This window comes from Archaeoglobaceae archaeon (assembly GCA_038734275.1).
Taxonomy (GTDB): Archaea; Halobacteriota; Archaeoglobi; order Archaeoglobales; family Archaeoglobaceae; genus WYZ-LMO2.
Map to the genome: position 1 here is coordinate 139,148 of JAVYOO010000001.1, position 14,488 is coordinate 153,635.

Genomic DNA, 14,488 nt, shown 5'->3' on the forward strand with positions numbered 1-14,488 from the left:
TAATTTAACCATGGAAGTAGGTGCTACCCACAGCTTTCTCCTTTCCCGGAATTCCGCATGCGTCAGCCCTGCACTGTCTGCAAAGTCTAAAAACTCTTAAATGCTTTGAAGCAACCTCCCTTGCCTTTTCAAGCTCTTCGCAAGTTGGCTTTCTCCAGTCCTTAAAGCTGTGGAGCGGGATAAGGGGGATTATATTCATTATAAAAGCTCCTCTTTTCTTAGCCTCAATCGCAATCTTTTCAATCTCGCCTTCATTAAGCCCGGGAATTAACACTGTGTTCACCTTCACAGCCATTCCCGCTTCAGCTGAAGCTTTTATTCCTTCAAGCTGTTTCTCGATCAAAAACTTTGCCCCTTCAACACCACTAAGCCTTTTACCATTGTATTCGACCCATTCATAGATCTTTGCCCCAATCTCTGGATCGAGAGCATTGACTGTCACCGTGACCGTTTTGACGTTCAATCTCTTAAGCTCTTCAATTTTGTCAGCCAAAAGAAGTCCATTTGTTGCTATGCAGAGAATAAGCTCGGGATATTTTTCGTGAACAAGCTTGAGAGTCTTAAAGGACTCTTCGTTTGCGAGAACTTCGCCAGGACCAGCAATTCCAACAACCTTAAGCGGATAGTTCTTTCGAGCTTCTTCAACTCTCTTCAAAGCTTCTTCAGCATTCACAATGCATGCAGAAACTCCCGGGCGATATTCGCATTTGTCAATCTTTCTTGTGCAGTAGCCACACTGGATGTTGCATTTTGGCGCCACAGGCAGGTGAATTCGTGCAAACTTGAAATGTGCCTCATGGCTGTAGCAGGGGTGAGCAGAGGTCAGATGGGCAAATTTGCTTCCGACTTTGTCCCACGTCTCTTCTTTCATTTCTCTCAGCCTTCCTTAGCCTTAAGTGCCTTATAAGCCTTTTTATCTCTTGCACTTGGAATTGCATTCTTTGAGAAGTGCTTCACGTAGTCTGCAATCTCTTCAAAGAATTTGAATGGAAATCCGAGCAAAGCTTCGTCGTCTGCTATGTCGGTAGCCATTCTACAGCCAAAACAGCCAAAGCTGAGGTTTATTTTTTGCCTTTTATAGGGAATTGCAGTGCAATCCAAACAAGTTGCTCTCATAACCGCTGTGTTGAGCTCAACTCTTTCGCCCTTAATTGCGTTAACATAAGCAAGCATGATCCACATTAGCTTCTCAGGCTGGTCTTCAACAATAACAACGTCTGGCTCCATTATTGCGGTTTCAAGCGGGAACAAGTATAGGTCCTCAACTTCTCCAGCGGAGAATTTTTCCACATCTCCATAGATCTTTGCTCCAACTTCAGGCTCCTTTGAAATTCCGATCTTGAGCGAATGCTCTCCAGTCTTAAAACCTTCTGGAAGCTCTTTAAATCCAAATATGTCTGCAGATGCTGCACAACCAATTTCTTCTTTTCCAAGAAGCACATGCTCGCCCTTTCTTGCCTGCATTAGAGCTTGACAGTATCTGTAGCCCTTTAGCCTTTTGGCATTAACCTCAAGCCTTTTCGGAGAGATTTTAACTCCAACTACATAGCTTTTCAAACCAAGAATTTCTCTCAGCTCCTTTGCCTTGCTTCTTAGCTCCGCAATCTCCATTTAGATCACCAAAAATAAAAATTAAGCACAGCGAATGTCATTGCCTTTATATTCGCCTTTGACTGCAAGGTTGTTAACGACTTCTACGAGATCTACCACCTTTATTGGAATTCCCTGCTCTTCAGCCATCTGCTTGAGATGATACTTGCAGAATGGACAGCAGGAAATAAGATACTCTGCGCCAGTTTCCTTTGCCTCCTCAATCCTGTTTTTGCCGATGGCTCCCGCAAGATCCTTGAACTGCGACTTTACTCCTCCACCAGAACCACAGCAGAACGATTCTCCTCTATTCCTCTCCATTTCAACCAATTCTGCACCTATTGCCTTTATCACTTCTCTTGGCTCCTCATAAACTTTCGTATGCCTTCCAAGGTGGCATGGATCGTGATACGTCACCTTTGCTGTCAACTTCTGCGGAGTAATCTTTCCCTCTTTTATTAGCTTGTTCACAAGCTGTGATGTGTGCATAACTTCGAAATTCCACTCCAAGCCAAGCTCCTTTGCGATCTTTGGATAATCTATTAGTATTGTTCTGTAGCATCCCGCACAGCTTGAAACGATTGTCTTCACACCTCTCTTCTTCCACTCATTATAGTTCTTTTTGAATAACTCGTAAGCCAAATCTCTTTGCCCAGTTCTGAGGAATGGCGATCCACAGCAATACTCATCCTTGCCCGCATATGCAAATTTAAGCCCCGCTTTATTGAATAAGTCAACAGTGTTCTTTGCAAGCTCAACCGCTCTGAAGCTTCCTGTGCATCCCGCAAAATACATGATTTCTGCCTTGTCTTCATACTTGTAGCCCTTAATCCACTCCTCTCTCTTTTCTTTTGGCTCTCCGTAGGGGTTGTCAGTTTTCTGTGCAAGTTCTCTAAGCTTTTTGTGAACTGCAAGTGGTGCAAGTCCTTCTTTAACAAACTCGTGCCTTGCTGCTTCCCAGAGCTCTACAAGCTTTAGCGCAGTTTGACATTGCTCCTCGCATGCCCCGCAGGTGGTGCACTTGTAAAAGTCTTCTACAAGCTGTGGCTCGAGCTTAATCTTCTTCTTTAGCAGTCCCTTTAGCATGTAAACTCTTCCTCTTGGCGAAACGCTCTCCCACTTCAATGTTTGAAAAGCTGGACAAACTCTGCAGTAGAAGCACTGAGCACAAGCTGTTACCATATCGTTTAACTCTTTTTCAAGCTTCATGGGATCACCTTCTGAGCAATTTTCATCATCATAGCCATTGCCCCCTTAGGCAAAACTTTACCCGGATTTAGCTGATTTTTCGGATCGACAGTTCTCTTAAATCTCATAATCTCGTCAAGCTCATCTCCAAGCAGAAGCTTTGCCTCAGAACTAAGATAAAAGCCCGTGGAATAAGGAACACCACGCATTCTTTTCGCAGTCTTCAGAGCTCGGATGCTGTTTAGCCAAGTCATTGTGTAGCCAATGAACTTTCTCTCGTCGGAGGGTATGAATGTCAGCACCGCCCCTTTCTTACCTTTTGAATACCAGATTTCACTACCATGTGGTTTCTTTATCATCTTGTTAAGCCTGTTGAGATAAGCGGGAATCGATTCTGCTGGCAGGACGTTCTCAGCAGCAACCAATCCAGGACCAAGTCTTCTAACCCTCATAGGGTAGAATCTCTTTTCCCAGATCTCTTCACCAAGGCTTTCGTCTCCGTCAAGCTTTTCTGTCGTTGCTATCATCAAAACATCCTTTTCTGGCATTTCTGTGCCAAAAGCCTCGTTTTTCAGCTTAACGTAGCCTGCATCGAGGAAAAGACCTGCGTAATGCTCGCCAGCGAAAACGATCTTGTTTGCTTCCTTAGCAGAAACATGGAATCCGTAGTATTTCATATCTTCCATTTCCTTAACTTTTACCCATGCCTTCGTTATTAGTCCAGTTATGCCTTCCATTCCGATATAATACTTCAGATCTTTTCCTTCAACCTCTTTTGCCCCATTGAAGTCAACAATCCTGAGCTTTTCAACATTGTCAGCAATCCCGCCGTATTTGAGGCTTCCAACCCCATAACCGTTTTGAGCGATCCATCCAGCAACAGTTGAAGAAGGAGCACTTGTTGGATAAACTCTAAGCGTAAGATTTTTCTTGTTCAACTTCTTCTCAATATCCCACCAAACCGCTCCCGGGGAGCATACAACAATTTGCTTTTCTTCATCAATTTCAAAATCGTCCATCCTCGTGAAATCAATCATTATCGTCTTTCTCTTGGAGAGACGAAACAGTGCTATATCTTTTGGGGGTAAAACGCCACCATAACCCGAAGTGCCCGCTCCCCTTGGAACTACCGTTGCTCCCTCCTTTTCAGCGATCCTTAAAACTTCTATTACTTCTTTTTCGTCTCTTGGCTGGTAGATAACATCAACTTGCTTCAAAAGTAGATTGATCACAGGAGCACTCGAAATGTCTCGAGTATACAGATATCTTTGCAAGGCCCACTCAGATTTGGGAATTTCCTTAACCTCACTCATTTCATCACCTCACAAAAATAAGGTTGCAAAAAAGATAAGTATATCTGGAAAATTACTCCGAATTCTCAACCGCTTCCTTCCCCCTTTCAATGAGTATTTCCGCAATTCTATCATCGTAGCCTATGGTTTTTGCATACCATAGCTCAACTTTCACTCCGTTGAAATCAACTATGCCCTTTCGCATGCCATTTTCAATTCCGAGCTCTCTTGGTATGTCCTCAGTCGTGTGAATGCCGTCAGAAAGAAATACGGGAATAGCTATGACCTTTCTATAACCTTTGCTCGCAATCTCGGTCATAGCTTCCCGAATTGTTGGCTTATTGACGTTCATGAAAGCGTAGCATACATCTGCAAAAATTTTTTTATTCCTTATAGTCTCTGCAAGCCTTTCAATCATTTTTTTCTGAACTTCGAGCTTGCTTCCGTGTCCTATGAGCAAAGCAACAATGTCTTTCATTCCTGCACCTTACACAAGCCTTTTGATTGGATGGGTCTCGGCTTGCACAGAGATTCCGAGTTCGGAAACAGCTTCTGCCACGATTATGCTGACCATTGCTGTGCTCGGGAAGATCATTGGTGCATTCTCAATTGGACCATAGAGCAGAAAGTCGGCTCCAAGCATCTGCATGATCAAATTGGAGCCAATGTCTGCTGGTGGAAATACCTCCTTCTTCTCCTTCTTCAGCTTCTTGATCCATGGCCATGCAGAAGGAATATTGTGCGGTGCACCGCCAGCGGGTAATCCAAGTTTTGCCTTGACTGCCATTACCGCCTTGAAAGTCGCTCCCGCCCCCGCTCCGAGCGGTGTAGCTGCGACGTCGATCAGGATTCTCTTAATTCCGCATTCGTTTGCGATGTCAAGCAAACCCTTGCTCAATCCTGCACCGCCCTTCTGCAAAATGTCAAGTCTGCCCTTTACCGTGTTGTCAGTCGGGTTGAAAGCAAGAACAATGGCTGAGTCGATCTTGCTGTTCTTGAGAGCTTCAACTTCTTGCGGAGTCAAGCTTGGATTTATTGAATTGTAAATCGCTCTTTTGTGAACACCGATTTCAGTTGCAAATTTGGCTCCATGTATTCTCACATTAGGATCCGTTGAGTCAATAAGGAATGGAGCGTCTGCAATGTTGCTGAACCATTCAATATACTTCTCCATAGCTTCTGCAGACTCGCCAACGATCTGGAGCATGCATGGGATCCCAGTCAGATCAGAGAATTCCTGTTGCATCTTCCATAGCTCTTCAGCCTTTTGCTTGTCAAATACTCCCTTGTGGTCATCGCTCACGATCTTGTGCCCCTTATAGAAGATTGTTCCGACAAGCACTGGCGGATATTCGCCCGGCTGACCGCCAACCTTTATCTTTCCAAATTCAAAAACCTTCTGCTCCTTTTCATATTTGAACATTTTCTCACCCCCAAGGTGATTTCAGCAAAAGGTAAATAACTACCAGAATCAGGGCAAAAACAAGCCCATAGAGTATTCCTATGTCTCTACCGACTTTCTTTCCAACCTGCTGTGTCACTTCTGCCTGGAAAAATTCTACTTTCTCTTCGACCTTCTTTATTCTCTCTAATAGAGCCATGTATTCAGCGGTGTCAACATAAGCTCTCGGAATTTCCTTCTCTTTCTTATCCATTTTCGATCACCCCAGCCAGAGCAATGGGATTACAACAAGAAGCACAGCCATCAGGAGTCCAAGAACAAACCCTGTGATTCCTGCCATGTTGATTCCTGACTCGAGCTTCTGAGCTCTTGCAATTAGCTGTGCACTGTAATCCGTTCTGTTTATAATTTCGTCGATTTTCAAAGCTTTTGGTTTCATGATCTTTGGAAATCCGCTCATAAGCCCACCCTCCACATTAATAAACCAAGAACAAACATAGCCAGGGTAAATCCAATCCAGAATCCCTGAAATCTGCCCGCATAGACTCCTGCAGAGAACTTGTTTAGCAGAGCAACTTCTTTGACTTTACCTTCAATGTCTCTTACCCAGGATTCGATGTTTGCAATTTCACCGGGCACTGGGTAAATTTCACCTTCTGCGATCTCTTCTTTTGCCTCCTCCTTAATTTCCACAACCATTGGTGGTTCAGGATAAGCTCCGGGATCCTTTGAGATACATTCTTTTATCTTTGAGATTATTGCTGAAAGATCTTCGACACCAATCATCTCAACGATCTCTACTTGCTTCCTGAATCTCTCTATTGCCTCATTTGGCAAATTTTCAATATACGGTATTGCTCCCTTTGCATCAACGATTCTGTTGTTCTTTACACCATTTTTGTGTAACTTTACAATTGCATCTCCAGTGAGATGCCCGGTAACTTCAGCTCCGCAGAGGATCAGGAACCTTATGTTTGGATTTGCAACTATGTTTGCAACCATTTTTTCAATTCCTATGTTCTCTGTTTTGCAGATTCCAGCCATTCCTGCTCCAGCTTCAATGAGCTTCTTTTCATCCAAGTGGCTTCCAAGAGTTGCTACGACAACACAGCTCTTTGGATCGCCGACCATGTATTCTCCCTTAATCTTCGGCCATCCCGCAGCAGGCTCAACTTTGTTCACCATATTACATCACCCATGCAATGAGAAATGCGATGATCAACCCAACAATAAGGCCATAGAATACCCCTGTTGTCATGCCAGCATAGTATAGCGTTTTATCTCTTCCAGGATATGAGGCTTTGAAGTTCTTCAGTGGATCCAAAGAATTTACGAGATCATCTGCAATCGCTTCGAGCTTCTTCACCGCTTCTTCGACATCAGACAGCGGGTAGAAGATCAGATCTTCTCTCTCCTCCCCGAGCACACCACGAACCGCGTCGAGCACTAAACCCGGTTCAGAAGAAATTTTTGCGAACGTCATTTATGCTCAACCTCCGGTATAAGTCCTGTGTTGAAAACAATCCCCTCCTCAAACGAGGTTTTCACGAAGATGCTGTAGGTTACGAACCATGCAAGAGTTCCGAAAAGCAAGGTTACAAATCCTGGTAGCCCTATGAAGTAAAGCGAAGCTATTCCTGCTAAGACCACCTGAGCGCTTCCAGTCGCCAAAGCGAGCTTTAGAGTTCTTCCTTGCCTTTCGTCCGCTCCAAGACAGGCATTGTATGGGTGAAGAATTCCAAGAGCTCCGACTATAAAGACCATCATTATTATGCCAGTCTCTGAGATGCTTCTTAAGTGGAAAAGTTCGAATGATCCGGTTATGGTTGTTACATGAGCCAAGATCAGCAAAGCACCCGCTCCGCAGATCTCTGTCATGCATCTAACCATTACTGGGATGTTCATCTTCAGAATGTATCTTGCAGAAATGCCTATGAGCAAACCCGTGAGCAATGCAAGGACAAGAGCAACGACAGGTGCAAGTAGAACGGTTTTACTTGTTAGGTAAATCCCTACAAATACCGCTGCAACCGCACCACCAAGGGCAACCATACCAACCGAAGGGACTCCAGTGCCAATGCCGTATTTAGCCACAGTTCTTACTCCATTAGCGCCCCAGAGTGTCGCAAGGATTATTGCCACTCCCCCAACGAATGCCAAGAAGTTGAACATCGATGCGACATAGATCCCAGCGAGCGATCCAACGATCCCGAGGACCGCAATAAGGTTGTTTGAGATTTTCTTCTCTTCCACCGCTCCCGCTTTAGCACTGCATGAGGAGACGGTCATAGCTTTACACCTCCAACAGAGCTAAGAACGAGAATTACCGCTATGAAGCCCGAAACGATCAGACTTGAAACAATAGCCTTTGGCAATCTCTTGAACTTGGGATCATGGAACCCCTCAATTGTTCCCGCAATGTTGTATGCTGCAAGAACCGCATTAGCCAAGAAGAAGCCTATCGCAATGAAAGCTGAAATTGCTGGCGATATGCCAAGTTCGTTAAGCAACACATAGGTCAAAGCACCTCCAATTCCTCCAAAGAATGCCCCGATGATTCCACTAACGAACGAAACTGTTGGAACTCCATGTCCTTCTGTGCCTGGAGAAACATAGATGTCCTGTCTGTCTTTTGTTATCGGATCAAACTTAACCTTTGCAGACACTGGCGGAACACCGACACCAAGAATGTAAATGACGTTTCCTATTAGCATCGTAATGCCTAGCATGAGCATGCTTCCGATGGCACCGCTCAACAGAACATAGCTCATTGGAACTCCGGCGAAGTGATACATGTAGCCCGCGCTAACTAAGCCTGTCAAACCCGCTCCAGTTGCGAGCTGAACCGTTCCTGTTCCAACTCCAGTAGCCATTGCCATCGCAGCTGGCGCTCCACCGACTGGGATCAAGTGAACACCGATGACGATCAGAATACCCGCAATTATAAGCCCGATAATGATTGTTATTGGATCCATCTTTAAGCACCTCCTTCAAGCATTGCAAGCTTCTCAGGATATGGTCCATAATTTTTCCTTGCCCATACTTCGAGAAGCCTATTTGCCACGATCAGCAGTGCAACGATCACAAAGCCAGCGATGATTGCCCAGAACGCATCAAAAACGAGTGTTCTCCAGTTATCCAAGAATACGATAAGACCAAACGTTATTCCCGTTGCTGGACCACCAAACTTGGCACAGAACCATGCATTGTCTATACTGCTCCTTGTTCCAATTTCTGCTTTGGTAACGATCTTGCCTGAGAGTGCGGCATTCAGACCCGCGCCGAATGGTTTGTTTTGATACTCTCTCTCAGAACCATAGTGCACGTCTCCAGTGGAGGAACCAATTGCTCCAACCGTTATGCCCCAAATGAATGCAAGCAACACAAACGGGAACGGATGCTCAAAGTAAGCCCACAGTATATAAGAGAGCCCGAGAATGCAGAACGTCGCAATAAAGCCATGAGCCATGATTGGCGGTAGATGATTGTAGATCACGTCCAAGTAGATTGGTTGTCCATATCTGCGCTGGCTTGCAAGTCTACCCATGTAGGCGGTGCTTGCATAAATTCCATGGAAGATCGACGCAACAAAGGCTCCAATGGCAAATGCAGCGATTATGTTGAAGTTTGCGTTCATTAAAATCCATGCAACAGTCGCGGCGATGCTCGAGTAGAAGGCATAAGCGGGTGGCTCTCCAGAAATTGCTTTGTTGAAAATTCTGTGCAGAACTCCTACCTGTGGAGCTAACTGAACCTGTGAGTTTGGATTGCTCTGAGAACCGACATCACTTTCAAGATCCTCTGCTGCTCCCGCAATGGTAGCTGCTGCACCCATAAGTGCAACAAGCCCCAATCCCGTGCTTACGTCCATTTTTATCCCTCCGTTAAATTCTCTTTTTATTCACTTAGTTCCGGAACTTCCCGGAACTGGGGTGCAACTCTACTTCGCCATATATTATGTTTTCTTTTTTTTTTCACAAGGTAAAATTATTCATTATATATAGATATGAACCTCATTTTTCATGATATAATGAAAACGGAAAAATTAGAAAACTCCTGCAAATTTTACGATCGTGTGTCCTTCTACCACAGAAGGAAAAACTTCACAAATGTCTCCAAGCTTAAAATCAAGAATTTTTACGTTTTTAATCTTATCTCCAAACTTATCATACGGTAGTTTAATTCTGAGGCCGTTGAGCTTAACTGTGATTGGTGCTGGTGAAGTAATCTCGTTTATTTCTGGAATTTGGTTTTCAACTTCGCTTTTTAGATAATACGGCGGGACTTCAAAGCGATCGAATAGTTTTCTCCTTTTATCGACAATCCTCTCTACAGCTTTTGCAACATTCTCCAAAAGCTCGATATCGCTCTCTTTACTGAATTTTCCGACGATTCTACCCAAATTTGGAACGTATTCTATTCCTTCTGGAGCTGTTATCTTTGGGAAACCCGTAGCCACAACGGGAACTGTTATTTCTTTTAACATTTTAATTTTTTTATTAATACATTCTTTAAAATTTCCAAATAGGAACACTGCCACGTCATGTTCATTTATTAGATCTCTCTCAAATGCGGTAAGCCTTGCAAGTCTTTTTCCGACACCTCTCGACAAGCCAATCATGTTGGTCTTTGCCCCTTTTCTGCGTAGATATTCCGCTACATCACATGAGTGATGAGGCAAGTGATAGATCGAAATTGTTGGAACCACTACCGCTATTTCCGAGCCAGCCAAAGGAGCGTTTTTTAGTTCAGCTTTTAATTCTAAAGCTTTCTCCTTTACTCTATCCAGATCTTCTTCAGGAACGATGAAGAATATTGTTACTTCTGTTTGAGCAAAATTCTTTTGGATTACAAAACCACCAAGGTCATAAACGAGTTCTTCAAATTCTTGGTGGCCGTAAACACCTCCGTTAAAGATTAGTGGTATCATATGCTCTCCTCCATCATTCTTATGGCTTTTTCGATCCAATCACTTTTTATAGGGTCTTCTGACGCAATCACAGCCAGAAGATTATCCTTTCGAATATAACGGCGAATTCTAAACCCTTCGGGAATTATCCGAAGAATTAAATCCATTAAACCAGCCATAAGTTCCTTTTCTGGATCATAAACAATTGCGTTGAGAATTTCGTCACTAATTCCATTCCTTACCATGATCTCATATCTACTCAACTGCTCAACTTTTTCATTCCCGAATTTTTCCCATAATATCCTCAAGACCTCTGGCATAAATTTATCATTTTCACAAACCGCAATAACACCATCTTTTACGAATTTCAGTGCGACCGCATCTGAAAATTTAATGACTCCGCTCGACTTAGCGAGCTGTAGGATCAGAATAAAGACAGGTTCTTTGGGGTCCGCATAAACACGCACGCCCTTTATGGACCCCCTTATCGTTGATTCGCTAAGAACCGTGTTTATAGTCCTCTCGTAAGCGATTCTACCCTCTTCATCAGGCGACTCTACTACTAATCTCATATCCCTTCTCCTCCCTCGCCCCTGAAGCGACAAAAGCTATTCCAGTGGCGACTGCAAATTGCGAATATTTGGGAACAATTACCTCCATGCCAAGAGCCTCTCTAACAGCCTTAACAAGCCCTTTAATTAATGAAGTTCCGCCAACTTCTATTATGGGCGCTCTGAGTGTTATTTCTTGAAGCTGTTGCTCAACGATTTGGTCTATAACACTCCGACATGCTGCAGCGGCAACGTCTTCAGCCTTAGCTCCTCCTGCAAGTGCAGTGGTAAGATCTTGCATTCCGAAGACTATGCAGTAGGAGTTCATCTTTATTTTTCTGTAATCTCCTCTTGTTGCCATCTCACCGAATTCCATAATATCGACACCAAGTCTTCTTGCAGTTGTCTCCAAAAATCTTCCAGATGAGCCTGCACAGATTCCACCGAGAGTAAAGCTGTCTGGCAGGCTGTCATGAGCAGTGATTGCCTTGTTATCCATCCCACCGATGTCAAGGATCGTTGCATCGCCCTTCTGCTTACCTGCAAGGAATGTTGCACCCTTTGCTCCCACAGTTATCTCATCTTGGATTATACCTGCATTTAGATGCTTTCCTATCAAAAATCTGCCATAACCAGAAGTTCCAATAACTTCAACTTCTGAAAGCTTAACCCCTGCCATTCTTAGAGCTTCTTCGAGCACTTTGTCTGCGGTCTCTATTATGTCAACCGTAGGACGCCAAGCGGCACCAATGATTTCATTATCTCTCATTACCACAACCTTCGTCGTCGTTGATCCTGAATCGACACCAACAGTTAGCCCTTCATGTTTTGTTCTCGCAAGCAAGTGCTTTCTTCTGACAATATTTACAAGAGCTTCCATTCTGAGCAGGAAATTTCCAGCCTTGCTTCTCTCAGTAAAGGAATATGCAACAACAGGAATTCGAGCATCCTGAAGATATTTCCTAACCGCGTTTCTAACAAGAGCCCCTTCAGCGCATCTAAAGCATGTTGCAACAAACGCCGCATCCGCATCACATCGATCTTCAGCAACCGACTTTGCCCTTGCCATCATCAGCTTTAAATCCCCACCTTTCACAATAATCCCAAATTCCTCGTCAACTTCCTTAACATCCTGAAGATCTGTCTCCGGGATAACGACTTCTCCGCCAACCATTTCAATTGCCCTTTCAATCTCATGGTATACACCGCTGTATTCCGCGCCGCATGAAATTAAAGCAACTTTTACCATCTCATCACCCCAAAGTGCTTAAAAATTCATAGATCTTGCCAACAAATTCCTTTGCCTCTTCGTGGGTCTTTGGAAGGTTAAGCCATACATAAGGAATTTTCTTTGCTTTTATTAAGTAGATCAGAACATCATTATGTGTGCAGCCAGCACAGCCGAATGCGTATTCGTAGTTGGCAATTATACCTGCCTCAGCATTCTCGATAAGCTCATCCCATACTCCAAGCCTTCCCCTTATGCCAGAAGGCATTTCTATAGATGCATACTTTAGACCTTTAACCACGTGATCTGTGGTTATGTTTCTCGGTGGTGCATCGATCTCTGGGTTCCTTACGAGCTTTCCGATTTCTGACATCATCGTTAAGGGCTTGTGTCCACATCTCTCAATTAGATCCGCTAAAATCAGGCTGTTTATAGGATGCACTATAACATTCTTCGGTTTTTTAGCTTTCTCGAATTTAAGATCCTTTATAGCTTCCGATATGAGCGGTAAAAACTCCAACTCGTATTCAATCTGATAAAAACCTGTTCTCGCTCCCCCTCCGCGTTGGGCTCTGCAGATTCTTTTATCGCCTATGGGATAACCTCTCTCCTTGGAAAAGATGTAGTAATATTCTTTTCTTAATGTCTCAGCAATTCTATCAACTTCTCTCTCCTCTCCCTCAACAATTGCTCCAAAGCATGTCTCCTTGACTGTTCCATCGAAATTCAAATCGAGTATCCTGAAAACGAGTTCTTCGGGGTTCATACCAGCATGGGGAGATAAAACGAGATACCGAACTTTCATTCTTGCACCTCCATGATATAGATTTCTGAACCTTCTTTGGATTCTTTTATGACTTCAAAATTTTCCACTATTTTACCAACGAGATTTGTCGACTCAAAACGTTCTGCAGTAGGTCCAAACTCCTTGCTATCGCTAAACCTAACACCAATCAGTCCGGCATGCTTTCTTGACATATTTGTAACCCCGATCTCTCCAGCCTTGACCAAATCCCTTGGTAAATTCTCAGGGATCAGGGGTTCCTCAAACGAGATTGTTGGTTTGAAAATAACGAGATCTCTGGTTTTAAAATACACGGGAATTTTTCCAACCTTTTTACTAATAAGGCCTGTAGCAATTCTAAAATAAAGTGCTGTCTTTGGAGCTGATTCGTCAAAAATTTTTACTTTTACTATTTTATTTGATTTAACTCCGAAAGTAACGACTTCTCCCCTCGAAAAAACTTCAAAAGTCGTTTCTGGAATCTGGGAGACAACGATGGCTTCGTCTTCTATATCTCCTTCCCTTATATGTTTAAAACCCTTCTGTGCAAGTAAACATTCTGCTTCTTTCTGTGTCAACCCAACTACATCGATTCTCACGGGGTTGGTGATAATCTTTACTCTGTCTCCTTTTTGGGCTACATCCAAAAGCTCAAGCCCATTGTTGACAAAACCAACTATACAGTGGTCTTTATGCGGCATTCTATCTTTCAAATAAACATAAACTGAACCGGCATTTTTTCCATTTCTCCTAACAGTTACCGAACCTCTCAACCTCTTCTCGTTGTTTTCCTCAGTGATACTTAAACCTTTTATGCCTTTAAATCTGACATACGTGTTTGTAACCTCTTCTACCCAAGAATTTCTCTCAAAAACTTTCATTGAATATTCAGAAGCATAAGGAGTCGAGCTCAGCAAATTCACCATTACATGGGAGTATATTTCGTCGCCATCCATCAACGGATGATCCAAGGTGGCCCTAATTCTGATTCCCTTGAAACCCTCTTTTCCAGCTACAGGCTCAATTTTTTCTATTTTTTCACCAATTTCAAGAAGTCGGAGTGCCTTAAATCCTTCTATAACTCTTGCAATCACTCCATCTCCTATTGTAAAGTGGTTGAGAGTATAGCGAGTGATTGCGAAAATCAAATACGCACTCTCTGCATTTCCGCCGGCGAAGCTAAGAATAACTTCTCCCGGCTCGTAATCGTGCTGAACTTGAGAACATTTAAGATCACAAGAAAAAGGACCAAAAGCAAGGAGCCTTTTAGTTCTCCATACAATTTCCACTCCGGAAAGCTTCTCTTTAATTGCTTCCCATAGTTCCTGATTCTCTATTTTGATAGTTATACTCTCCTTACCAATCTTGAGCTTGAAGGTGTCGAAATGTTTCTCGTAATCCTTTATCTTTCTGACTATAACCACAAGATGTGCTTCGTCGCCCAACACATCTTTAACGGTTGCATTTTGGGATACTTCAACTTCTTTGCCGTTAACTTTTACTTTCATCTCCAGAATCTTTGTAACTTGGTATTTAACCCATTC

The 14,488-nt window shown here is 43.4% G+C and carries 18 protein-coding genes; all 18 read right to left on the reverse strand.

From position 1 onward, the window contains the following. Positions 1-4: 4 nt before the first annotated feature. The 18 genes from QXI54_00725 to QXI54_00810 all read right to left on the reverse strand — a co-directional run bounded on the left by QXI54_00725 (position 5) and on the right by QXI54_00810 (position 14,452). Positions 5-871, reverse strand: coding sequence for a radical SAM protein (locus tag QXI54_00725; protein MEM0301677.1), 867 nt, complete (start codon positions 869-871; stop codon positions 5-7). 5 nt (positions 872-876) lie between these two features. Further along, positions 877-1,611, reverse strand: a complete 735-nt coding sequence (locus QXI54_00730) for a DUF169 domain-containing protein (protein ID MEM0301678.1) — start codon at positions 1,609-1,611, stop codon at positions 877-879. Between the two features lie 21 nt (positions 1,612-1,632). Continuing rightward, the gene (locus tag QXI54_00735; protein ID MEM0301679.1) at positions 1,633-2,799 is read right to left on the reverse strand and encodes a (Fe-S)-binding protein; all 1,167 of its coding nucleotides are present in this window, start codon (positions 2,797-2,799) and stop codon (positions 1,633-1,635) included. Then, complete coding sequence (locus tag QXI54_00740) at positions 2,796-4,091, reverse strand: FAD-binding oxidoreductase (protein ID MEM0301680.1); 1,296 nt, start codon at positions 4,089-4,091, stop codon at positions 2,796-2,798. Before QXI54_00740 ends, QXI54_00735 begins: the two co-directional genes overlap by 4 nt. A 52-nt stretch (positions 4,092-4,143) precedes the next feature. Next, complete coding sequence (gene cfbA / locus QXI54_00745; GenBank protein ID MEM0301681.1) at positions 4,144-4,548, reverse strand: sirohydrochlorin nickelochelatase; 405 nt, start codon at positions 4,546-4,548, stop codon at positions 4,144-4,146. Between the two features lie 9 nt (positions 4,549-4,557). Further along, a complete protein-coding gene (gene mtrH, locus QXI54_00750; protein MEM0301682.1) occupies positions 4,558-5,493 on the reverse strand; it encodes a tetrahydromethanopterin S-methyltransferase subunit H in 936 nt (311 codons plus the stop codon). Positions 5,494-5,497: 4 nt separating this feature from the next. Continuing rightward, positions 5,498-5,725, reverse strand: a complete 228-nt coding sequence (gene mtrG, locus QXI54_00755; protein ID MEM0301683.1) for a tetrahydromethanopterin S-methyltransferase subunit G — start codon at positions 5,723-5,725, stop codon at positions 5,498-5,500. Between the two features lie 6 nt (positions 5,726-5,731). Next, entirely contained in the window at positions 5,732-5,932 is a 201-nt protein-coding gene (locus QXI54_00760; GenBank protein ID MEM0301684.1) for a tetrahydromethanopterin S-methyltransferase subunit F, read from the reverse strand. After that, positions 5,929-6,657 (reverse strand): tetrahydromethanopterin S-methyltransferase subunit A, encoded by a 729-nt coding sequence (gene mtrA, locus QXI54_00765; GenBank protein ID MEM0301685.1) that lies wholly within the window; start codon positions 6,655-6,657, stop codon positions 5,929-5,931. The genes QXI54_00760 and mtrA overlap by 4 nt, the downstream gene beginning before the upstream one ends. A 1-nt stretch (position 6,658) precedes the next feature. Beyond that, entirely contained in the window at positions 6,659-6,955 is a 297-nt protein-coding gene (gene mtrB, locus QXI54_00770) for a tetrahydromethanopterin S-methyltransferase subunit B (GenBank protein MEM0301686.1), read from the reverse strand. After that, complete coding sequence (gene mtrC / locus QXI54_00775) at positions 6,952-7,761, reverse strand: tetrahydromethanopterin S-methyltransferase subunit C (protein ID MEM0301687.1); 810 nt, start codon at positions 7,759-7,761, stop codon at positions 6,952-6,954. The genes mtrB and mtrC overlap by 4 nt, the downstream gene beginning before the upstream one ends. Further along, entirely contained in the window at positions 7,758-8,447 is a 690-nt protein-coding gene (gene mtrD / locus QXI54_00780) for a tetrahydromethanopterin S-methyltransferase subunit D (GenBank protein ID MEM0301688.1), read from the reverse strand. The genes mtrC and mtrD overlap by 4 nt, the downstream gene beginning before the upstream one ends. Before the next feature lie 2 nt (positions 8,448-8,449). Beyond that, positions 8,450-9,343, reverse strand: coding sequence for a tetrahydromethanopterin S-methyltransferase subunit E (gene mtrE / locus QXI54_00785; protein ID MEM0301689.1), 894 nt, complete (start codon positions 9,341-9,343; stop codon positions 8,450-8,452). Between the two features lie 174 nt (positions 9,344-9,517). Beyond that, a complete protein-coding gene (locus QXI54_00790) occupies positions 9,518-10,402 on the reverse strand; it encodes a methanogenesis marker 7 protein (GenBank protein ID MEM0301690.1) in 885 nt (294 codons plus the stop codon). Continuing rightward, positions 10,399-10,953 (reverse strand): methanogenesis marker 17 protein, encoded by a 555-nt coding sequence (locus QXI54_00795; protein MEM0301691.1) that lies wholly within the window; start codon positions 10,951-10,953, stop codon positions 10,399-10,401. The genes QXI54_00790 and QXI54_00795 overlap by 4 nt, the downstream gene beginning before the upstream one ends. After that, positions 10,928-12,181: a methanogenesis marker 15 protein gene (locus tag QXI54_00800; protein ID MEM0301692.1), complete on the reverse strand. Its 1,254-nt coding sequence runs from the start codon at positions 12,179-12,181 to the stop codon at positions 10,928-10,930. Before QXI54_00800 ends, QXI54_00795 begins: the two co-directional genes overlap by 26 nt. A gap of 4 nt (positions 12,182-12,185) precedes the next feature. Continuing rightward, positions 12,186-12,965 carry a methanogenesis marker 5 protein gene (locus QXI54_00805; GenBank protein ID MEM0301693.1) on the reverse strand — a complete coding sequence of 260 codons (780 nt, stop codon included), beginning with the start codon at positions 12,963-12,965 and terminating at the stop codon, positions 12,186-12,188. Continuing rightward, positions 12,962-14,452: a methanogenesis marker 3 protein gene (locus QXI54_00810; GenBank protein MEM0301694.1), complete on the reverse strand. Its 1,491-nt coding sequence runs from the start codon at positions 14,450-14,452 to the stop codon at positions 12,962-12,964. Before QXI54_00810 ends, QXI54_00805 begins: the two co-directional genes overlap by 4 nt. Positions 14,453-14,488: the final 36 nt, after the last annotated feature.